Below are 19,966 nucleotides of genomic sequence, written 5' to 3'. Positions count from 1 at the left end.
GTTTTGCGACATGCCCAGTATGGGGTGACTTCTGCAGCATTGATGAGGCCACACGTGGCGACAGTTGGCTATTCCCGAGTATCGACAAGCGGCCAAGATCATCGTCTACAGAACGATGCCCTTGAGGCGGCCGGGTGTGACTACATCGTGTCTGAGGTGGGCAGCGGGGCAAATGAGAATGGCCGGCCGCAACTGCAGAACCTTTTGGCGAAGCTTTCTCCTAACGATACGCTGGTTGTCTGGCGCCTGGATCGGCTCGCGCGCAGCGTTAAAGAGCTGATCGCGATAGCAAATAATCTTTCTGACCGAGACATCAGCCTCCGATCGCTGAACGAATTGATCGACACGACGACCCCGCAGGGCAGAATGATCTTCCACGTCTTTGCGATGATTGCTCAGTTTGAGCGAGATCTGATTGCGGAGCGAACAAAAGCTGGCCTTGAAGCCGCGCGAAGCCGAGGCAGCCAGTTCGGGCGCAAACGCCTTTTGACCCCGGCACAGATACGTCAGGCCCAAGACTGGCTGGCCTCAAAGAAAATGACACAGGCTCAAGCAGCGAAGGCACTTGGAGTTAGCCGTGCTACCCTTATGCGTGCCATCGCACTGAAATTGGACGCCTCAAAATGATCGCATCATTGGCGATCCTTGCGCTTGCTCAGATGACTGCGCCGGGCCTTGAACCCTCAATGCAGCAGGTGCTTCATCTGTGTGTAACGCCGAATGATCCCATCGAGGACGCACAGGCACTCACCCATTACGGTCTATCTGTCAGGGACGAGTATGACCGTTATTTCAACGACCTGAATGCCTATTTGCTGTGTTTGCAGCAGTCTCAGGCCGACATAATCCAACAGGGCAACCGGTGGCATGAACGATACAAAAGCGCGATAGCTGGAAACATTGTTGAATGATTAAACATTTCATTTATGTTGTAACCTGTCGTTTGCCTATGGTAGCTCGCTCGAACGGAGGTCTGTGATGCGACTGAAATACCTAGCTGCAGCAGCTTTCGCGTCGGTCTCTCTGGCGTCAGCGCCGATAGCGGATGCTTACCCCATCGACTGCGCGATCCTCTTGTGCATGGCCGGTGGGTTTCCTCCGTCAGCTGAATGCACAGCCGCCCAGGTCGAGGTGATCCGACGAGTGACGCCGTGGCCGATTGAGCCGCCGTTGCAGCTCTGGAACTGTCCGATGAGCGGCGGCGGGTCAGTACCTGTTCCTAATCTGGGCTCAGACGGTCTCACCCCAGAAATACGGCAGTATCGTGATGCCGTTGAGGTTTGGGAGCTTTCTAAGCGAAGCCAAAGTGGCAGTGGTGGCCGTGAAGTCTCTACAACCGCGATCCGCAATTTCTACAATCGCGAGGGTGACTTTGTCCGGCAGGCACAAAGCAATGTCCCGAGCTGGGTCAGTGCTGCGGTAACCGCGCATACAGGCAACGCCTTTAGCTCAGAATTTGGTAACTTCCGGGCCATCCTCTTGCGGATGCAGGACCATACCGGTGCGTATACCACCGAGTGGGTCAGATACTGATGCGTGTCGAGAGCCGCCGACGGCTACACAAAGAATTGCCGCTAACCCCTTGCATGCGTAAGGTGATCGGCAAAATGCCCGCAAACGGGAAAGGGACGAGCAGAATCAGATAAAAGACCGGCCCAAAAGCAAAACCCCCCGCGCGGGGGTCCGCACGAGGGGGCTTAAGGTTGATAACACAGGTTTGGCGACCTGAATTAGCACTTGTTCACCTGCTATAGTTATCTCCCCGTCCCCGAAAATCAAGAGCAAAAGCGCATCTGTGCGAGCGGATGAGACTTGCCTGCGGACACCGCGCTTCTTGAATTCGAGGAGCAGGATATGTCTACGACTACAGCCGCGACAGGCGGCACTTTTTTCAAACGCCTTGGGGGCGTGATTTCAGGCGCATGCGCCGACGACCGTGCAGCAGGCGGCACCCCAATTCGTCGCAACTCTCGGCGGGTAGGATCGTGCGAAGCATCTTTCTGGCATGGCACGTCGCGTCAGGAGGTTCAGAAAATCCTCCGTGCTGCGCAACGCTATGAGCTGGAAGGCAAGAAACCCGGTCGGCGCAATGGCCCCTTGGGTGGCGTGGCACTGGAGCTTCTGACCCTTTTCGCCAACCTTGTAAGCTTCAAGACAGGCCGACTGGACCCTTCACTTGACTGGATCACCGGAAAGCTGAAGCGGTCGCGTGACGCGGTTGTTCGCGCCATGAAGGCGTTGCGCGATCATGGCTTTCTGGACTGGCTACGCCGGTACGAGCCGACCCCAAATGAAGGTCGTGGGCCGCAGGTCAGGCAGGTCAGCAATGCCTATCGCCTGTCGGCACCTAAACGCGCCCTGGCGCTTTTGGGACGTTGGGCAAGCCGTCCCGCTTTGCCCGAGGATGAGGGACGCGAGCAAGCTGATCGCAGCGCCATGGAGGCAGAGTTCAAAGCAACATTGGATCTCAGTAGCTACGCCACCTTCCAGTGTGGTGACTCGCCTCTTGGAAAAGCTCTCGCACAGCTGGGAAAATCCATTGATTTACGCGAGTCCGCTAAGCGGACTGAATCCCAAGCTACCTCTTATTCTTATGCTGCGAGCTAGTACCGACAGCCCGTGTCATATCAAGCCGCGTGCTTAGAGCAGCACCGATCCCCATGATATGCGCAGTAGAAGCATGACCGTTACAGATAATGCCTCGACCGGAGTTCTTGGTGCGATGTTGCATGGCTGGAGAAATAAGCGTGTAGAAGCCGAACAGCGTTACAAGGCCGTTTCATGCCATGAGAGCGTAGTAGGCGAGTTTTTCAGCCGTGCATGTGTGGATCAGACTGCTTCAGAACGATGCAAAGGGAGAGCATCGTTAGGCGTTTCTGCGATACCAAGCACGCTGGCGGGCGTGACGGATCAACAAAAATCCTACGCCAAGCAGGACAACGGCGCCTTCCCATTCACCTGTAACGAGCGCTTGGACGCCAAGGACGCCCAAGAGGATGCCAATATAAAGGCCCCGTCCCTTGCGACGGTAGTTGGCGCCGCACGCCGCACAGACCGTGTAGCCTCCACTGACCTCTGTGCCGCAGTGCCCGCAAAAGCGAGACGCGACCGTTTGGGTATCATGATGATGAACATGCGTCATTGTCATCGTCCTCGCTCTTGCTTCCGTGCCGCCTTTTCCGAGCATCGCACCGGGTTTTCAACCTGCGCCAGATCGCATTGTAGGCTTCTATAACCTCCATCTTGCGATGTTCGGCTTCAAGAAGCTCATTCCGCTCAATCGGCGTCAGGTGATCTTTCCAAGACATACGCCCATATTATGCTATTATTTAGCATACCTGTAGCTGTATCCGTTACAGTCAGTGATAAATTCATGGTTGTTTTTGGCAATAGCTTTACATTTAGGTCAGGAATACCTTACCTCATCCGCCGCTCATAATTGTGCTGGCTAGGCCGCAACCTGTCGTGACGGAACTGATGATGAAAGAGAACCTAAAGCTGCTATTCGACCTCCTGCCCCCACCAGGTACAAAAGGCTTTCTGGTTCTGGAGCATCTGACCGCTGCAGAACTGCAAGATCGCGGACAGGAAACAGAGGCAGACAGTGTTATCAGGCTCAGCCTGTGCAGCACGAGGGAGGGGGAAAATCCGGTTCCAGTCTATGAACTTCTGCTGTCCGAGTATGAAAGCCATAACCCTATCGAGGCCCACAACCGCATCAGGACATGGGCTGCTGGCTTCATGATGGGTGCGAACTATGCTGGAGAATCCATCGGGCTTGTCATCAAGTCCACGCAGGGAGCCTGAATGTCCGGAATGAGAGCCCAAGTCAGGCTTAGGAGCTAACTTTTCTCATCCGTCCTTGACGCCGCAGGGGGTGTTCGGGTTATGGCTAGTGTTCCCGTATTGTTCTAATAGCCATGACCCTGCACCTCAGCCCTATCAAGATCACGCTCATCGACCGGCATGTGCCTTTGGCATCCATGCCGGTTCCAGCCGGTTTTCCGTCACCCGCCGCGGATGATCTTGAGGATACGATCGACCCGATCAAGTGGGTAGTGCGGCATGAGCATGCGACCTTCTGGTGGCGCGTGTCCGGCGATAGTCTGGAGGCAGAGGGCATCCTGGACGGCGACCTGATCGCCGTGGATCGCGCAGGAAAGCGCCGCCATGGCCGCATCGTCGTTGCGGTGGTCGATGGTGCCATTACCGTCAAGAAGCTCGCCAAGCGCGATGGTGTCTGGTTTCTCGATCCGCGTGCCCGTGCGGATGGCTATGCCACAATCCCGGTCACGGAGACGACCGAGATATGGGGAGTTGTCGCCGGCGTCGTGCGCCGCCTGCCCATAGAATAGGGGCGGTCCTGGTGGAGCAATCCGACCGCCCCATTGCACTGATCGACTGCAACAACTTCTATGTCAGCTGTGAACGCCTGTTTGATATGTCGTTACGCGGCATTCCTGTCATTGTTTTGTCCAACAATGACGGCGCAGTAGTTGCCCGTTCGGACGAGTCTAAAGCACTCGGAATACGCATGGCCGAGCCAGTCTTTAAGATCCGTGATCTGATGAAGCGGCATGGGGTCAAGGCTATGTCGTCTAACTATGCGCTTTACGGTGACGTAAGTCGCAGAGTCTCTGAGGTCCTGCACAGCTATTCCCCGCGCCTTGAGACATACTCGATTGACGAGAGCTTTGTCGATTTATCTGGCTTTGGGGATCGCATGGAGACCCATGCTGCCCAAATGAGGGATGCAGTCAGGACCGAAACCGGCATCCCGACCTGCGTGGGTATCGCGCCCACCAAGACGCTTGCCAAGCTGGCGAACTATGCCGCCAAGAAGAACCCGCTTTTTTCCGGGGTCTGCAATCTCATGGACCAGGACGTCCGGGACTATGTAATGCGCCGCATTCCCATCGGAGAGATTTGGGGCGTTGGGTCCGCGACCGAGGCCAAGCTGAAGGCTCAGGGGATCAACTCTGCCGCCGAGCTGCGCGACCTGCCTTTGGCCCTTGGCCGCAAGATCGGCACGGTTGTCCTGGAACGCTTAGTGGCAGAGCTGCGCGGGCTGCCCTGCATAGATTTTGAGGACGTGCCCCCGCAGCGTAAGGGCATGGCCGTCACCCGCTCCGCGGGCACGCCCATGACTAGCTTCGACACGCTGGCTCAAGCCATCAGTGCCCACGCCACCCGGGCGGCCGAGAAGCTGCGGCAGCATGGCTTGGTGGCAGGCACGATGACGGTGTTCTATCACACCAATCCCCACAAGCCCGACAGGCCGCGCCATTCGTTTTCGCGCAGCATCCGCCTGCGGCCCATGTCCAACCACACTTTCGACCTGGTGGATGCTGCCGTGGCGGCTGCACGGAAGGGCTGGAAAGGCGATCCGTCCGGAAACGGCTATGGCTATACCAAGGCCGGGATCATCCTCGATGACCTGCTATCCGAGGCCGACCGACCCGCCATGCTGTTTCCCCCGGATCGACCGCGCGATGCGCGCCTGACGGATGCGCTCGATGCGATCAATGACCGGTTCGGAAAGAAGACGATGGTACTGGCGCGGGAGGGGGTCAGCCGGACTTGGGCGACAAAGGCCGATCATCGATCACGGCGCTACACAACTCGGATCAGCGAGCTGCCAACTCTTAAAGTATAGCGGCAAATTCTAAGGTGTGCCAACGTAACCCTTCAACGTACATGGAGGCGGAAATGGGTTGGAATGGGGTCAAAATAGACAGTAAAGACATTGAAAACCATATCCGTAAGGTTTCAATGTACGAGCTGGGCATAGAGAAAGAAAATATTCTCATGCTTGTTCAAGATAATAGCTTAGACCATTGGGCGCTGGCATATGAAGATATGGGGCATATAAAAGCGGCGATTATACGCGTAAAGTGGGACGATGCGGGATTTTGCAATACCAAGGTAATCACAGAAGAAGAAGGGCCGACTGCTATAGTTGTGCCAACTGAATTGCTTGATATGCTGACCCCTACAGAAAACCAGTATGCCAAAGAGTGGCGAGAGGATTGTTATCTTATATCGAAAGGCGTAACAGCCGTTATACGAGAGTTCCGCTCTGTTAGGTAGTAATATTCACCCGCAGGAAATAATATCTGTGGGTGAATATTATAGTGCTTCAGTCTTTAAGCTGGATTTCTGTGCATTGTCCTTGTACCCAGAACTTACTTTGAGATACGCAGATTTGTTCGGGAGTCATCTGGGGCCAAAGGGCGCCTTTAGCAAATCCGAATAATCCTACTAGAAGAAATGCGGAGCCAATACCTACCATAACCGCCCAGTTTAAAGGAATGTCAGAAAAAGGCTTTCTTTCAATAAGCTTGAAAAATCCACACCCTAGTATAATAAAGCCAACTATACATATTGCCGCAACCATCTTATTTACATCCTTTAATTCTGATATCACTACTGCAAATTAATAAATCATCTCTGATGATAGTTTACCACAAAAAAAATGCAGATTTGCAATGTCTATCTTTTGAAAGCAGCTAAATTTTGGCAGCGTCCCTCGCGTCGTTCGGTTTAGGGCTTGTCGCCCTAGACCGCCCGTCCCGAGGGACCGCGCTCTAGGCTCCGGCCGGCAAGGGCCGGCCTGCGCCCCGAGCCTATGCCCCTGCCCTTCCTTTACGCCTGGTCCTGCCCGCTTGTCTCGTTCCGAGCCTGCCCGTGCAGGGGCGCAATAGTCAGGCCAGCGGCATAGTCTCGGCCCTTCGGGTCACGATCGCTCGCGCAGGGACCTGCCTTCCCGTTTGGGTGCTAACGTCCTCGGACAAGGTTGAGCAAGGCTTTATCCTTCATCAGATAATCACCGAAGAATGTTGCAAGACCCGTTTCTGTCATTACTTCCAAGTGGGAAACGATATAAGAGCCTCCCGGCATTAAGCCTTTGTATTCTCTTCCAATGAATATTGATGCTCTATCTACTTGCGATGGAGAGCCCTCTTTAGAACCATCATCTGAATAATTGACGGTCCATAGGGTTCCATCAGGAATCACTACGATAGGCAGTGCTATCGCCCAATGTGGCTTTACTGAACCTACTATGTCCACAAGTTCATCGTCAGAAATATTATCTACTAAGTCGTCAAGAGACTGGAGTGCTTGCGACCACTTTTCGAAGAACTCGGCGTCGTTGACATGTAGATCTTCTTTGTTGGCATAGCGTCCCACCTGAGCGGTGCTTTTCCCGACTGGTTCACCAGTTGGATATAAGGCGCTAGTTCCGATCCTTATGCCGTGCATGGCTGAGGGCATTTCGATATGCGGGAGATAAAAAGGGGCACTCGCATCTTGCGATTTCTTTTTAGAGTGTAGGAAAGCTTCATGGAAAGCTTCTGTTTCCCTACGGTGCACACATGAGACTAAAAGCGGAAAATGTAGTCCTATCGACTTGCATTCGATAGCAGCTACAAATGTCGCTGCTCCTTGAGTTAAACTCACCCGCAAGTCAAATTCCCGGTACTTTTTCGTATCAGGGTCTCGATACTGCCCGCCATGGTCGCATGAGATACCCATTTCTGTAAGCTTTTTGAGTATTCGTAATTCGAATGAAAAATCTGAAGCTTCGTTGAGATATTCTTCCAAAGCGTCTATGCCAATAGGGTCTTTTTTTAGCTTCGTACTCAATTTCAGCTCCAATATACTTCATCCCATTGCAGATCATACTTGAGAAAGCCCGGCTGGTCGCCGGACTTGTGTCTGATCCTGCGGACGGGCCGGGGGATCGACGCGGGCCAAGGCCCGCGCTCACCCCCACCCCGACGATCTTTCATTTCATATCCGCCAACAGACCTGATCGGCCCTGTCAAAAGACAAGCGCCGCCTGCGGCGTCGTCTCCACCGGGGGCCGTGTCCTCGCGCTTTGCGCTGCGGGCCGCACCACCCCCCGGCTCCGATCCTTTGACAGAATGTAGATTCACAGACGGGTTTGCCGCGGCAGTGCTGGAAGTGCAGGCTCACACCACCTCTTTAACCACACATTTTTACCTCGTTCGTCAGGCAATATTACCGCTTTGAGCCCATTAGCGACATTCGTCCTAGCCGAAGCGAATGCAGTTGCAGCGAGCCGAACGGCCCATAGTCGTCTGTCGAGGGCGCGCCTACGCTGCGGCGCAGCTCCCCTTGTGGCCGCTCGTAGTCTGGCGCACCAAAATTTTAGTGGGTATCGCGCGAAGCGCAATCCGAGAAAGTGTGATGGCAAGAACGAAGCGTGCATATCTGCGGGCCGTATGGGACGGTAAAATGTGCGCGCTGTGTGGCGGGCTGCGAAAAGCTGAGTCAGCTGAGCACGCGCCCCCGACCGTCCTTTTCCACGGCAAATCCCGCCCGCGAGGATTGGAGGTGCCGGCCTGTGAGCGTTGTAACGGTGGCAGTAGTGTTTTTGATCAGCTAGTGACAATGGTCGCGATGAGCTCAGATCCTGAGGCGATCATCAATCCTCGTGCCTTGTCTGACTATCAGCTGAAGATTATCGCGGGCACTGCGCACAACGCTCACCTTGTCACAAAAGGCGGATCACCCTTCATCTACCGCAGTTCGGGTCCGATCAGCGTGTTGGATCATGACGGCAGTCCGACGCATACGGCACGCGCCGTTGAACTTGATTCCCTCGTCAGCGAAGGGATCGCTCGTTGGGCCGCTAAGCAAACGCTTGCGCTCTGGTATATCCATACAAAAATGATCGCATCGCATAGATCCACAATCAATGTCGACATACTGACAAACGCCGCGAAGCCGGATGCGCGGTTCGAGGCTATGATTGCCGCTATGGGCTCGGAAATGAGTTTGGGTGTCGGCGCAAAGGCCAAGTACGACGAGTTCAGCTATCGGATCGTCACATATCCTGAGCGCGGCATTGGGGTGGTGTTTGCGCAGTATCACGGCGGCATGGCGTTCATCAGTGTCCTGAACGACAGCAAATCGTCGAAGCTGTCGCGACGGGGGCTCACGTTCAGGTTTGGGACAAATGCACAGAAGGGGATACACCTTTTGAGAGGGTAAGGGCCCCGAGAGTTCCCCTATCTATTCATCACTGTGGCTTATGGGCAGACCTTCCCATGATCGGGGGCATAGATTGGGTCATGGCGGGCAGCCTATCGGCATGGCCGGGCTCCGCTGTGGACGCGCGTTTTATGCTTGTTTGTTGTTCTGGTGGGGTCGAGGGTTAGGGGTGAAATACAAGAACGGTGCGGGCGGATTTGACGACTATCCAGATCAGGACGGAGCCGGGCGAGATTAATGACTTCCGGGAGATGGCGGGTGACGATCATTTCGAGCGCTCGATCATCGATGCGGCAACGGCACATGTTGAAAACGCTTTCCGCAGAGCGTTAGGGAGTCGCCTTCTGGCCTTTAAATTGGCAAGCTCGGGCCGGGTTGGCTGGCAAAAGAAGTGGCTGGACAACCACAAGAAAACAGCCCGCACCGCGCTCGATCAGGGTGTTGTTCGCGTCACGGGGATCCGGCCGGTCATCGACGTTCCGCATGACGAGCCGGAGGCCTTCGAGTTTCTGCAAGACCCGGACGTTATGTGCTTACCCGTAACGGCGAAGATCGAGCATAACAATCCAGTTGCTACGCTTTCGATCAAAGCGAAGGTCATGAAAAATTGGAAGCGGCTGACATTCTCCCATCTGGGCGTGACGCTTCCGGTATCAGCGTTCCCATGGGCTGGCATGGATCCGCAAGCCTGCGCGTGTCCGGAATATGCGATTATCCCGCATCTCTACGGCACCGTCCCGACATACGTCTGCGCGATCTGCGGCCGGCGATCGTGGTGCGAGTGCATGTCGGACGTCGTGGAGATCCTTAGGACGCGTGAGAACTACGACACAAAGCCAATCCTTGACCTGATCAAGGCCGCCGATGGGCCACGAGAGAAGGCGTGTCACCTATGCAGAGGTGTTCCAGTGACTTCCACTCCCGACCATGGCGAAAAAGGCATCAAAGGATTGATGCTGCAGTATCGAACATATTATCTCATGGCGGCCATCGCGAATGGCTGGGACTGGAAAGAGGCAGAGAACTCTGTCCGTGAACGTCTTTCGATCCCTCGAATTGGCGAGGGATGGATCGGTGAGGCCATGCTGTTGAAGCGCGTGAGGGCTCTCTTTCCGGATGAGGAAGTCGTTCATCAGGGGGCGCCGGATTGGCTCGGTCGGCAAAGGTTCGACATCTGGATGCCTGTGCGAAAGGTTGCAATCGAATACAATGGGCAGCAGCATTATGAAGCCGTGTCGGCGTTTGGCGGGGAGGAGGCCTTTGAGCGGACTAAAATACGCGACGAATTGAAGCGCAAACTTTGCCTCGATAACGATGCAGCTCTGATTGAGCTTCCTTATTATCAAGTCCCTGAGGATTCAGCCTTATTAGATCTGATTGTCGCCATGACCCGTCCATAAACTTGCCGTACTTTTTTGTTTTGCCGGTCCAAGGCCGCCACAATGCGGCGTCGCCTTCAGATGGCTTTCCTCATATCGGATGATCTGACCGCTAAGGAGGAAGATGAGGCTGCATGCGCTGCGAAAGGGCGAAAGATCCTTCAGAGCAGACGGTCCAGGGTGACGTGCAAGCGTGCGGGACAAAGCTGCCGGTGAGCAATACCCTTGGAAACCACCTAAATCCGCAGAACTCTGGAATCCAAAGTATGAAATTTCGCCTCGCGCGTGTGTCGGATGCCCCTGCCCTTGCCGCCATTTCAATCGAGGTTTGGCTGGGGACCTATATCCGGAAAGGCGTGAATTCCTTCTTCGCAGAATTTGCGCTGAGCGAGTTCACATCGCCCAAGCTTGCGGCGCTGCTAGAAGATCCAAACGAGCATGTAATCGTGTCAGAAAACGAAGACGGCCTTGATGGGTTCATCCGCATTAGCCACGGAAAGTCAGCTCCTGTCGCAGGTTGCTCCACCATGGAGATATCGACCCTTTACGTTCAGCCGCGCCATCACGGCAAAGGACTTGGAAGGGCGCTGCTGGAACAAGGGTTGAACTACGCACTAGATGCAGGTGCACCCTCGGTCTGGCTGACAACCAATTCCGAGAACGCCCCCGCCATCGCCTTCTATCTGAGGCAGGGCTTTGAAAAAGTTGGAACCACACACTTCCACATCCATGAACAGGCATACCTGAATGATGTGTTTAGACGTTTGATCTCCCCGTAGATAAAAAGCGCCCGACTGTCCGCGAAGGGCTCTTCATGCAGCGGCCGTCGCGGCCCGGCGGCGGCAGCTATGCGGGACGGAGCTGCCGGTCGGTAGACTTGCGTTTAGTGGTTGGCCATCTATTTAATAGTAGAGTTTCATCAAGTCAGGGATCAAGTGAAGTTAGCGGACCGAACCATCTGAATGACGCCCTGAGCTAATGCTCAGGGCAATTGCGCGCCGTCATCTGCGGCCGCGCACCGTTTGCATATGCGCGGACATCTCAATCATTCAGAGGCTTCAAATGCAAAACTACTTCGACAACCCTTTCCGGGGCGTGACGCTGGACAAACAGGTCACCAATCCAAACATCGTCGTTGGACGTTTCAGCTACTATTCAGGCTACTATCATGGCCACAGCTTCGACGATTGCGCCCGATACCTTATGCGGGACGAGGGTGTTGACCGTCTCTTGATTGGCAGCTTTTGCTCTATCGGATCAGGCGCAGCCTTTATTATGGCGGGAAATCAAGGCCACCGGAACGACTGGATCAGCACATTTCCTTTCTACTGGATGCCGGAGGTTCCAGCGTTTGCTGGCTCCACAAATGGGTTCTTGCCCGCCGGGGATACCGTGATCGGAAATGATGTGTGGATCGGGTCAGAAGCAATCATCATGCCAGGTGTCAGCATTGGCGATGGCGCAGTCATTGGCACCCGTTCGGTGGTTACTCGCGATGTCGCGCCCTACGCGATTGTCGGTGGTAACCCAGCTAAGTTCATTCGCAGCAGGTTTGAGGAGGGAGTCGTCCGACTGTTACTTGAAATGCAGTGGTGGGATTGGCCCGAAGAGACGTTGCGGGAGGTCATGCCCTTGATCACAAGCGGCGACGTGGAAGCCCTTCACAGGTATTGTGAAAAGCACATCTGCTCCAACTGACAGACAAGCTCGCTCCTAGTAGGGGCGAGCATCTGACTGTCGGAAAAGGGCTCTTTGCGTCGATGCCCGGTCCCGACGCGGGCGTCCGTTCTGCGGGACAGAGCTGCCATAGGAAGCTACGTCGCCGTCTTCGAGGCGTCTTCGTTTGCGAGAAGCTGTCGAGCTACGAGATCATGGTTCAGCCACAAGACGGGACCGGCAGGTGAAGCTGTTTCGCTGAAGATAAGTTGCCCGGTCGCGGTCACGACGTGGTAGCTCAACACGTCGCTGACCAACGCTTTGTGGTCTTTGTGCAGTTGAACGATTTCGCCCGACGTGCCGATCGTCTGCTCTGCCTGTTGCGGGCTGTTGGGCAAGGGCCATGAGGCGAAGTCGTAGAAGCGTTGCATCGCCTCGTGGTTTTGGTAATCCGATATTTTCTGCAATAGATCGTCCAGCGTCACGCCGTCCTTCAGCAGCGCCTGACACTCGCTCCATAGAGCCTCGACCCATGCGCCGCCGCCTTCTTTCTGTAGTGCGCGTAGCAAAGGAAGCAGCGACAGTTCGATGCCTGCGAACACATCGGAGGAGTTGGTGCGTATCTCTGGACAATTGAAGACAGTTGCCCTCACGCCATTGGCCCAACTTTTGGTGGCAATGTCCTCTAACCGCATCTTGGCATAGCCTTGAGTGTAGTTCGTGTATGTCTGCCAGCGATATTCATCGCCGATCAGCACCTTAGTCCCGTGATATCCATAGGCCGTATAGCGAACCTGCCCTCCCGACGCCTCGATCCGCTCGCAGATAGGGGCACTGGCGTCAAGTAAGTGCTGGAAGGTGTTAGCAGAAACTTCATCGAAGTTCTGAAGAATTAGCTTGCCCAGATCGCTTTTGATCAAGGCCTGCGAGGACATGTGCCGCGCGCCACGGCCCTTGTAGATGCGGTTCGCGATTACAAGAAACGCCTTTGCCTTCGGTATGCCCCCCGCCATCGTGTGCGCAAACAGCACGTTCTTGCCGTCCGGTATCATGCCGTCCAGTTCGCGCATGACGCGACCAAGTGTGGTCTTGAAGCGGTCGACACCATGCTTCCGACACATCTCGATATGCGCCCAGTCAAGCTTGTCGGCCTCCCACGACTCCACTGTCATCCTGTTGAGAAGCTCGGTCGGAGTAGGCTGCCCAACGGGTGCGTCGAGATCAAAGCCCGCCATGAGAGGTTCATTTATGATCGTGCCGCCAAGTCTCTCCTCGGCTTCTGCGAGTTCTTGGGCCGTCAGTGCGCGGAGGGCGTTGTCCTCTTCCCGCCGACCGACCGTGATTCCCACGATCTTCATGCCTGCCTTGCGGGCCTCGTCAACAAGACCTGTGGCGTATCCCCGCCCGAACAACTCGCCAAACAGGACGAACACGTCACCTTCTTTGAACAAGGTGTTGCGGCTCATATCAGAAGGGATGGGATGATTCATGTTTTCCTGCAAGTGGCTCTCGTTCTATGCCGCGCAGTATCAGAAGACATGTGAAAGGTCATCACTGCCGCGATACGCGTTAATGGCGGCCCAGTAGAGTTTTTTCCTCTCATCTGACATTTTGCACCGTGTGCAGTTTTCCGAAGAATGGCAGCTTTGGGCTCTTCGCGTCGATGCTGCCTGGCAGTCGAGAGGCTGTTTTTTCAGAGATATGGTGATCGCGGGCACCGCGATCGCTGATCCAGGAGACAGCCGCGCCTCCGCTTCGCTCTGGCACGGCTGACGATCTTTCATTTCTTTTTCCGCCTGCCATCCGGCCGGCGATCCGAACACGGGCTCTGGTGCCGCTGCGCGTCAGCCTCCACGGAGAAATCCGGTTCCTCCCACGCGCAAGCGCGCGGGCCCCTCCCAATTTCACCGCTCCGGCCCCGTGTGTCAGATCACCGTCCGGCCGCAGGTCGGGCTGCGCCCACCCTGCTTTGCCCTTCGGATGACATGAGGTCATCCAAAGTGAAAAGCAGGGATGGCTTCGCCACTGGCGGAACAGGAAGGAGCGGGCGGAGATGTTGGGCCACCTAAAAGGCAAAGCCGTGACGGAAACGGCAATTTTGCTTGGTGTTCACACAGAACCGCCCAGGCCCGTTTGTCGGGCTTCGCCCTCCTCACTCTGTTCCGCCGAATACATGCGTATTCGTCAGACCAGACCGACGAGGCGCAGCCCATCGGCGGAAGGAGGCACCAAGCCCCCACGCCATCGCCACGAAAAGGAAACGACAATGACCATTCACAATTTTTCCCGTTTTATGCGCGGCATGAGCGCAGGCAATCGCATCACGGGCCGGGGTGAGGCCCTTAGCGATGAGCAGCTTCGCGCAGCCGTCCCGTCGATTTTTGCGACCGACGCCCACGAAAGCCGCAGCGCCCGCTTCGCGCCGGTCCCTACCATCACGGTTCTTGACGGCTTGCGCGCCGAAGGGTTTGAACCGTTCAGCGCCGTTCAGGCACGCACCCGGATTGAAGGCAAAGCGGAATACACCAAGCACATGCTGCGCCTGCGCCACCGGTCCTTGACCAATACCGAAGGCGATGCTTTTGAGATTGTGCTGGTCAATGCCAATGACGGGACAAGTGCCTATCACATGATGCCGGGGTTTTTCCGGTTCGTTTGCGAAAACGGCTTGATGACTGGCGAGACGTTCAATGAGGTGAGGGTTCGTCATTCCGGCAATGCCATCGGGGAAGTTATCGAAGGCGCTTACAGCGTCCTAGAGGATGCCCCCGTGGTGGTGGATCAGGTTTCGCGTTGGAAATCCATTGCCCTGCGGGACATTGAGCGCGAGGCACTGGCAGAAGCCGCCCACACGCTGCGTTTTCCTACTGCCGACGAAGCCAAGCCCGCGGCCATTCAGGCTGACGCCCTTTTGCGCCCCCGCCGTTCTGCGGATCGTGCCACCGATCTTTGGACGGCTTTCAACGTTGTGCAGGAAAATACGATCAAAGGCGGACTTACAGGCCGCGTTCGTGATGCCAACGGGCGCACCGTTCGCCGGAGTACCCGTGAGGTTGCCGGGATCGACCAGAACCGTTCCTTGAACCGAGCCCTTTGGATGCTGACCGAACGGATGGCTGAAATCAAAGCTGGATGAATGCCGCAGGCAGGGCCGCAAGGCCCTGCCACCTTTCCAATGGGACAACGGTGCAATGATGGATGATCTTTTTCCCGATACGATCAACAAAAGCGAACACGGCGCAACGTGGTGGGCCGGAAACTGGGAGTGTCGCAACTGGAACGGCTACTTTCAGAGCCGGGAGAGTGGACGAGGCAACTGGTGTTTTCAGGTGCCATGGTTTTCCAACGATAACCTGACCTGCAGCGTTTATGCCATAGACGCCAACGGCCAGCCTCAGACGCGCGACTTGATTCCAATTGACCAAGAGAACCGCATCACAATCCAAGGGCGTAAATATTCGCGGGACTTTTGGCACCACTAAGAAAAGCCCATCCTGACCGAAGGCAAACGCAGCTCAGGTGACCAAGTCGACCAGGGCAAAGATACCCTGGTCGGCTTGGTCTGGCGCTATCCGCGCAGGAGGCCGGTTCCGGCTAAGAACAGAAAGGCGCGGCAATGCCGCGCCTTGTGCTTTTTTATAAGGTCGAGGTTCCGAACAGAGCCCGGTTGTCCAGCCCGCAAGGGAACGACCTTGGGAGTGGACGCAGCGGGCCGGAGCAGGCTGTAAGCGAGACCACAGGGATCGAGCGTCAGCCTGTGGGCAACCGGGCGGGCGGTTGCGTCTGGTTTCAGCTTTTCGATTTTCATCCGAACTTGTCTCTTGCCGCCAGTATCAGGCAAAATCGACGGATGAAGATCACGCACACCGAATCCACTTTCACAATGTCTGGAACCCATTGGGCGGGCACCTATCCTATTGAAGAACTGACGGTTCAACTGGCTTTCTACAGAAGGATGCGAACTGACTTTCCTAAATCTGGCACGGCTTACAACGCGTCCATAGAAGGACTGGAGGCTTTAGCGCTCAAGCTGGGTGTCCAGATCCCCATGGAGGTCAACCCATAGCTAACCGGGATCATGTCGCATCCCGTCCTTTGTCCGGGACCGCGCTCTAGGCTTGGCCGGCAAGAGCCGACCTGCGCCCCGAGCCTATGCCGCTGCCCTTCCTTTGCGCCTGGTCCTGCCCGCTTGTCTCGTTCCGAGCCTGCCCGTGCAGGGGCCCAATAGTCAGGCCAGCGGCATAGTCTCGGCCCTTCGGGTCACGATCGCTCGCGCAAGGCCGGACCTTCCCACAGGGCGGCTCGCTTCCCTTCGCTCTATGATGGCGCGTCCAGCTCGCCACCCTGCAAGGCCCGCCGCGAAGCGCGGCAGGCTGGATAGCTCCGGCCTAAGATAAAGGATTGAGAAAGCCCGGCTGGTCGCCGGGCTTGTGTTTGATCCTGCGGACGGGCCGGGGGATCGACGCGGGCCAAGGCCCGCGCTCACCCCCACCCCGACGATCTTTCATTTCATATCCGCCAACAGACCTGATCGGCCCTGTCAAAAGACAAGCGCCGCCTGCGGCGTCGTCTCCACCGGGGGCCGTGTCCTCGCGCTTTGCGCTGCGGGCCGCACCACCCCCCGGCTCCGATCCTTTGACAGAACCGCCCAGGCCCGTTTGTCGGGCTTCGCCCTCCTCACTCTGTTCCGCCGAATACATGCGTATTCGTCAGACCAGACCGACGAGGCGCAGCCCATTGGCGGAAGGAGGCACCAAGCCCCCACGCCATCGCCACGAAAAGGAAACCAGATCATGAAAACCGAAATCATCACCGCCGCCGCCATCCAGTATTTCCCGCTGGCCCAACTCTATGTCTCCGACATGAACCCGCGTCAGGACGCGGACCCGGAGGGGATCGACCTGCTGGCCGACAGCCTCGCCATGATCGGCCTGATCCAGAACCTTTCCGGCACCGTTGACGCAGATGGCCGCGTCGGCATCGTCGCCGGAGGCCGCAGGCTGCGCGCCATCGCCCGCGCGGTCGAGCGTGACCCGACCGTGACCAAGCGCCACCCGGAACTGGCCTCCGTTCCCGTCCGCATCGCCCCCGACGAGGCCACCGCGCGGGCATGGGCCAGCGCCGAGAACGCCGCCCGCGAGGACTTGGCACCCGCCGATGAAATCCGTGCCTATGGCCGGATGAAGGAGGCAGGCGCAGACGTGTCCACCATCGCCCGCAGCTTCGGCAAGACCGAGGCGCATGTTTACCGCCGCCTTGCGCTGGCAGCACTGCCCGCCGCTGTTCTGGACGCCTTGAAGGCGGGACAAATCAGCCTTGGCATGGCGAAAGCCTTTACCGTGTCCCAGGACGAGGCCCTGACCTTGCAGGTTCTGGCCGAGGTGATGGGCCGCGACGTGTCCGAATACCGCATCAAGCAGGCTTTGCAGCCCGAAGCGATCAGCGGCACCGACCGCCGCGCCCTGTTTGTCGGGCTGGACGCCTATACCACAGCGGGCGGGCGGATGAACCGCGATCTGTTCAGCGACACGACCGCGCTTCACGATGGCGATCTGCTGGCCCGCCTGTTCACCGAGAAGATGGACGAGGCAGCGGCAAAGATCGGTGAAGTCTGGAAGTGGGTCGAGGCCATGCCCGACAGCTATGTGCCCTACGGCACTGCCGAGAAGCTGGACCGCATCTATCCTGTTCCGGGCGTCCTGAGCGAAGAACAGAGCGAGCGTTACGACGAACTGGCAGAGCTGGCCGAGGGCGACGTTCTGGACGAGGCGGGCCAAGCGGAATTTGCCGACCTGACAAACATCATGGAAGGCGGCTTTACCGACGCGCAGCGCGCCGTTGCCGGGGTTTTCATCTATGTCCGCAATGATGGCACCTTGGGCGAAACGGCTGCATGGGTTCGGCCCGAGGATCGCGCCGAGGCAATTGAGGCAGAGGTTCTGACCGGACATGCCGCAACGCGCTACGGCGCGGCCAGCATCGAGGATGCGCCCAAGTCGCCCTATTCCGGTGCGCTGGTCGAGGACATGAAGGCTGTGCGGCTGGCCGCGATCCAGACCGCGCTTCTGGACAAGCCGGAAATGATCTTTGACCTGCTGGCCTTCGGCATGTCGCTGGCATCTGGCGTCAGCACCCATGTTTTCGACCTGTCGCCGGGACGCCCCAACAACTGCCCGAGCAAGCCCGAGGGGTTGGAGTTTTCCGAACGGCTGACCCATGCCCCTGCGGGACATGAGGCATGGAGCCGCCCGGAACTGCGGGTTGACGATCTGGCGACCGCCTTCCGCACGTTCGTCGCCGCTGGCAAGAAGGCCCGCAACGCGGCGCTGGTCGAGAGCGTGGCGCGGACCCTGCCCTATGGTGCAGGCAGCGCGGAGTTTTTCGGACTGATCGAGGCCGATGCCGGGGCCGGTATCCGCAAGGTCTGGACGCCCACCGCCGAGAACTTTTTCAGCCGCGTCAGCGCCGATTATCTGGACGCGCTGCATCTGGACCTGACGGGCTGCGATCCGCAGGGGAACGGCTTTAAGGCGCACAAGGCGCAGAAGAAGGCCGAGAAAGCGCAGTGCATGGAGCGGCTGTTCAGCGATGCCGAGTATCAGAAGGCATGGAAGATCGACGCGGAGAAGAAAGCCCGCATCGAGGCTTGGACCCCGGACTGCTTCTGATTCATACCGAACCGGAGGGGCGGCGTTAGCCGCCCCATACCGAGCATTTTCAGACTAGAGAGATTTCAATGTCGCTGTATATCGCAACCCACTGGAACGGCACTGCATGGGTTGATCTGCATGCCGATCCCCTGCCTTTCAAAGACGCGCAGCAAAAACTGCACAGCGCAGCATGGACACATCAGAGTGTCCGCTTGCGGCCAGCCCCGGCAGCCACCGAGTTTCCCGCCGCCGATCCTGTTCAATAGACCGCAGCCCTGCCCATCCTTCCGCGGCGAACGTTCAACTAGCCCCGCATCTAGCGGGGCTTCTTTTTGGCGGGGAGTGATGACCTGGCGGGGCGGCCGTCTGCGCCGACCCCCCCGCCCGGCCCGGCCCTTCGGGCCGAGCTGCACCTGACGGCGCAGCGGAAAGTTGACGCGCGTGTCAAGAAAAAACGTGATACTGTTCTTTTGAACAGTCCTTTTGGTCTACCTCGTGGTACAGGCCGCCAAATCAAATATGTCTTCCAGCGTAGTTATTAAGAAAGGTATTTTTATGCTTTCGACACGCGAGATGGGACAGGACGCCAAGGCGGAAGTGACACGCGATATGGTGGAAAAGATGCTGGCATGTTTCGATAAGCTATCCAGCCCTGACGGCGTGCTGACGGTGGAGTTGCGCGGCAACGGCTTGTTTGTGCTGAACCCGAAAACGGGCACCTATGAGACCGTTGGAATTGCGCGCATGTCACCGGCAATGGATCATTTGCGCTAATCTCCATTTACGAGCAGAACAAATTTTTATCGCGGCGTCCCTTGGGGCGGGTGGTCTAGGGCGAGAAGCCCTAGACCACCCGCCCCAAGGGACCGCGCTCTAGGCTTGGCCGGCAAGGGCCGACCTGCGCCCCGAGCCTATGCCCCTACCCTTCCTTTGCGCCTGGTCCTGCCCGCTTGTCTCGTTCCGAGCCTGCCCGTGCAGGGGCCCAATAGTCAGGCCAGCGGCATAGTCTCGGCCCTTCGGGTCACGATCGCTCGCGCAAGGCCGGACCTTCCCACAGGGCGGCTCGCTTCCCTTCGCTCTATGATGGCGCGTCCAGCTCGCCACCCTGCAAGGCCCGCCGCGAAGCGCGGCAGGCTGGATAGCTCCGGCCTAAGATAAAGGATTGAGAAAGCCCGGCTGGTCGCCGGGCTTGTGTTTGATCCTGAGGACGGGCCGGGGGATCGACGCGGGCCAAGGCCCGCGCTCACCCCCGCCCCGACG

General features: G+C 57.2%; 21 protein-coding genes. 18 read left to right on the top strand and 3 right to left on the bottom strand.

The annotated features are described in order from the left end of the window. Positions 1 to 54 precede the first annotated feature (54 nt). The 8 genes from EOJ32_RS18965 (at position 55) to EOJ32_RS18930 (ending at position 6,090) form a co-directional block, all read left to right on the top strand. Positions 55 to 627 (top strand): recombinase family protein, encoded by a 573-nt coding sequence (locus tag EOJ32_RS18965; RefSeq protein ID WP_198143235.1) that lies wholly within the window; start codon positions 55 to 57, stop codon positions 625 to 627. Further along, positions 624 to 911 carry a hypothetical protein gene (locus EOJ32_RS18960; RefSeq protein WP_127899896.1) on the top strand — a complete coding sequence of 96 codons (288 nt, stop codon included), beginning with the start codon at positions 624 to 626 and terminating at the stop codon, positions 909 to 911. The genes EOJ32_RS18965 and EOJ32_RS18960 overlap by 4 nt, the downstream gene beginning before the upstream one ends. Before the next feature lie 67 nt (positions 912 to 978). Beyond that, positions 979 to 1,533, top strand: coding sequence for a hypothetical protein (locus tag EOJ32_RS18955; protein ID WP_127899895.1), 555 nt, complete (start codon positions 979 to 981; stop codon positions 1,531 to 1,533). Positions 1,534 to 1,812: 279 nt separating this feature from the next. Then, positions 1,813 to 2,607 carry a helix-turn-helix domain-containing protein gene (locus EOJ32_RS18950; protein ID WP_240542610.1) on the top strand — a complete coding sequence of 265 codons (795 nt, stop codon included), beginning with the start codon at positions 1,813 to 1,815 and terminating at the stop codon, positions 2,605 to 2,607. Positions 2,608 to 3,477: 870 nt separating this feature from the next. Further along, positions 3,478 to 3,807, top strand: a complete 330-nt coding sequence (locus EOJ32_RS18945) for a hypothetical protein (RefSeq protein ID WP_127899894.1) — start codon at positions 3,478 to 3,480, stop codon at positions 3,805 to 3,807. A 113-nt stretch (positions 3,808 to 3,920) separates the two neighbouring features. After that, entirely contained in the window at positions 3,921 to 4,355 is a 435-nt protein-coding gene (locus EOJ32_RS18940; RefSeq protein WP_127899893.1) for a LexA family transcriptional regulator, read from the top strand. An 11-nt stretch (positions 4,356 to 4,366) separates the two neighbouring features. Continuing rightward, complete coding sequence (locus tag EOJ32_RS18935) at positions 4,367 to 5,656, top strand: Y-family DNA polymerase (RefSeq protein WP_240542609.1); 1,290 nt, start codon at positions 4,367 to 4,369, stop codon at positions 5,654 to 5,656. Positions 5,657 to 5,709: 53 nt separating this feature from the next. Next, entirely contained in the window at positions 5,710 to 6,090 is a 381-nt protein-coding gene (locus EOJ32_RS18930) for a hypothetical protein (RefSeq protein ID WP_127899891.1), read from the top strand. A gap of 49 nt (positions 6,091 to 6,139) precedes the next feature. On the opposite strand, the gene EOJ32_RS18925 is transcribed toward EOJ32_RS18930, so the two are convergent. Together EOJ32_RS18925 and EOJ32_RS18920 are read right to left on the bottom strand one after the other, a co-directional pair. After that, positions 6,140 to 6,397 (bottom strand): hypothetical protein, encoded by a 258-nt coding sequence (locus tag EOJ32_RS18925; RefSeq protein ID WP_127899890.1) that lies wholly within the window; start codon positions 6,395 to 6,397, stop codon positions 6,140 to 6,142. A gap of 380 nt (positions 6,398 to 6,777) precedes the next feature. Continuing rightward, a complete protein-coding gene (locus EOJ32_RS18920; RefSeq protein WP_127899889.1) occupies positions 6,778 to 7,659 on the bottom strand; it encodes a hypothetical protein in 882 nt (293 codons plus the stop codon). 555 nt (positions 7,660 to 8,214) lie between these two features. On the opposite strand from EOJ32_RS18920, the gene EOJ32_RS18915 reads away from it, so the two are divergent. The 4 genes from EOJ32_RS18915 (at position 8,215) to catB (ending at position 12,098) form a co-directional block, all read left to right on the top strand. After that, entirely contained in the window at positions 8,215 to 9,021 is an 807-nt protein-coding gene (locus tag EOJ32_RS18915) for a hypothetical protein (protein ID WP_127899888.1), read from the top strand. Positions 9,022 to 9,218: 197 nt separating this feature from the next. After that, on the top strand, positions 9,219 to 10,421 hold the full coding sequence (locus EOJ32_RS18910; protein WP_127899887.1) for a hypothetical protein: 1,203 nt from the start codon (positions 9,219 to 9,221) through the stop codon (positions 10,419 to 10,421). Positions 10,422 to 10,666: 245 nt separating this feature from the next. Then, a complete protein-coding gene (locus EOJ32_RS18905; protein ID WP_127899915.1) occupies positions 10,667 to 11,179 on the top strand; it encodes a GNAT family N-acetyltransferase in 513 nt (170 codons plus the stop codon). Positions 11,180 to 11,462: 283 nt separating this feature from the next. Beyond that, complete coding sequence (gene catB / locus EOJ32_RS18900; RefSeq protein ID WP_127899886.1) at positions 11,463 to 12,098, top strand: type B chloramphenicol O-acetyltransferase; 636 nt, start codon at positions 11,463 to 11,465, stop codon at positions 12,096 to 12,098. A 116-nt stretch (positions 12,099 to 12,214) separates the two neighbouring features. Here catB and EOJ32_RS18895 read toward each other — a convergent pair whose 3' ends face one another. Next, a complete protein-coding gene (locus EOJ32_RS18895) occupies positions 12,215 to 13,546 on the bottom strand; it encodes a hypothetical protein (protein ID WP_127899885.1) in 1,332 nt (443 codons plus the stop codon). 776 nt (positions 13,547 to 14,322) lie between these two features. Between EOJ32_RS18895 and EOJ32_RS18890 the strand changes: the two genes are divergently transcribed. From EOJ32_RS18890 to EOJ32_RS18865, 6 genes are all read left to right on the top strand, one after another. Continuing rightward, positions 14,323 to 15,192, top strand: coding sequence for a DUF932 domain-containing protein (locus tag EOJ32_RS18890; protein ID WP_127899884.1), 870 nt, complete (start codon positions 14,323 to 14,325; stop codon positions 15,190 to 15,192). Positions 15,193 to 15,247: 55 nt separating this feature from the next. Continuing rightward, positions 15,248 to 15,538 (top strand): hypothetical protein, encoded by a 291-nt coding sequence (locus EOJ32_RS18885; protein WP_127899883.1) that lies wholly within the window; start codon positions 15,248 to 15,250, stop codon positions 15,536 to 15,538. Between the two features lie 134 nt (positions 15,539 to 15,672). Continuing rightward, a complete protein-coding gene (locus tag EOJ32_RS20485; RefSeq protein WP_240542608.1) occupies positions 15,673 to 16,122 on the top strand; it encodes a hypothetical protein in 450 nt (149 codons plus the stop codon). Positions 16,123 to 16,849: 727 nt separating this feature from the next. After that, the gene (locus tag EOJ32_RS18875) at positions 16,850 to 18,724 is read left to right on the top strand and encodes a ParB/RepB/Spo0J family partition protein (protein ID WP_127899882.1); all 1,875 of its coding nucleotides are present in this window, start codon (positions 16,850 to 16,852) and stop codon (positions 18,722 to 18,724) included. Between the two features lie 68 nt (positions 18,725 to 18,792). After that, positions 18,793 to 18,972, top strand: coding sequence for a hypothetical protein (locus tag EOJ32_RS18870; RefSeq protein ID WP_127899881.1), 180 nt, complete (start codon positions 18,793 to 18,795; stop codon positions 18,970 to 18,972). A gap of 289 nt (positions 18,973 to 19,261) precedes the next feature. After that, positions 19,262 to 19,480, top strand: coding sequence for a hypothetical protein (locus EOJ32_RS18865; protein ID WP_046001854.1), 219 nt, complete (start codon positions 19,262 to 19,264; stop codon positions 19,478 to 19,480). Positions 19,481 to 19,966 lie beyond the last annotated feature (486 nt).

This window comes from Paracoccus sp. Arc7-R13 (assembly GCF_004010775.1).
Lineage (GTDB): Bacteria > Pseudomonadota > Alphaproteobacteria > Rhodobacterales > Rhodobacteraceae > Paracoccus > Paracoccus marcusii.
This window is presented reverse-complemented; position numbering and strand designations above follow the sequence as displayed.

Bases quoted from the DNA above. Each gene is read 5' to 3' on its own strand.
- EOJ32_RS18890 (WP_127899884.1), top strand. From the start codon at position 14,323: ATGACCATTCACAATTTTTCCCGTTTTATGCGCGGCATGAGCGCAGGC.
- EOJ32_RS18945 (WP_127899894.1), top strand. From the start codon at position 3,478: ATGATGAAAGAGAACCTAAAGCTGCTATTCGACCTCCTGCCCCCACCA.
- EOJ32_RS18915 (WP_127899888.1), top strand. From the start codon at position 8,215: ATGGCAAGAACGAAGCGTGCATATCTGCGGGCCGTATGGGACGGTAAA.
- EOJ32_RS18930 (WP_127899891.1), top strand. From the start codon at position 5,710: ATGGGTTGGAATGGGGTCAAAATAGACAGTAAAGACATTGAAAACCAT.
- EOJ32_RS18905 (WP_127899915.1), top strand. From the start codon at position 10,667: ATGAAATTTCGCCTCGCGCGTGTGTCGGATGCCCCTGCCCTTGCCGCC.
- EOJ32_RS18895 (WP_127899885.1), bottom strand. From the start codon at position 13,546: ATGAATCATCCCATCCCTTCTGATATGAGCCGCAACACCTTGTTCAAA.
- EOJ32_RS18960 (WP_127899896.1), top strand. From the start codon at position 624: ATGATCGCATCATTGGCGATCCTTGCGCTTGCTCAGATGACTGCGCCG.
- EOJ32_RS18925 (WP_127899890.1), bottom strand. From the start codon at position 6,397: ATGGTTGCGGCAATATGTATAGTTGGCTTTATTATACTAGGGTGTGGA.
- EOJ32_RS18885 (WP_127899883.1), top strand. From the start codon at position 15,248: ATGATGGATGATCTTTTTCCCGATACGATCAACAAAAGCGAACACGGC.
- EOJ32_RS18870 (WP_127899881.1), top strand. From the start codon at position 18,793: ATGTCGCTGTATATCGCAACCCACTGGAACGGCACTGCATGGGTTGAT.
- EOJ32_RS20485 (WP_240542608.1), top strand. From the start codon at position 15,673: ATGCCGCGCCTTGTGCTTTTTTATAAGGTCGAGGTTCCGAACAGAGCC.
- EOJ32_RS18865 (WP_046001854.1), top strand. From the start codon at position 19,262: ATGCTTTCGACACGCGAGATGGGACAGGACGCCAAGGCGGAAGTGACA.
- catB (WP_127899886.1), top strand. From the start codon at position 11,463: ATGCAAAACTACTTCGACAACCCTTTCCGGGGCGTGACGCTGGACAAA.
- EOJ32_RS18875 (WP_127899882.1), top strand. From the start codon at position 16,850: ATGAAAACCGAAATCATCACCGCCGCCGCCATCCAGTATTTCCCGCTG.
- EOJ32_RS18940 (WP_127899893.1), top strand. From the start codon at position 3,921: ATGACCCTGCACCTCAGCCCTATCAAGATCACGCTCATCGACCGGCAT.
- EOJ32_RS18955 (WP_127899895.1), top strand. From the start codon at position 979: ATGCGACTGAAATACCTAGCTGCAGCAGCTTTCGCGTCGGTCTCTCTG.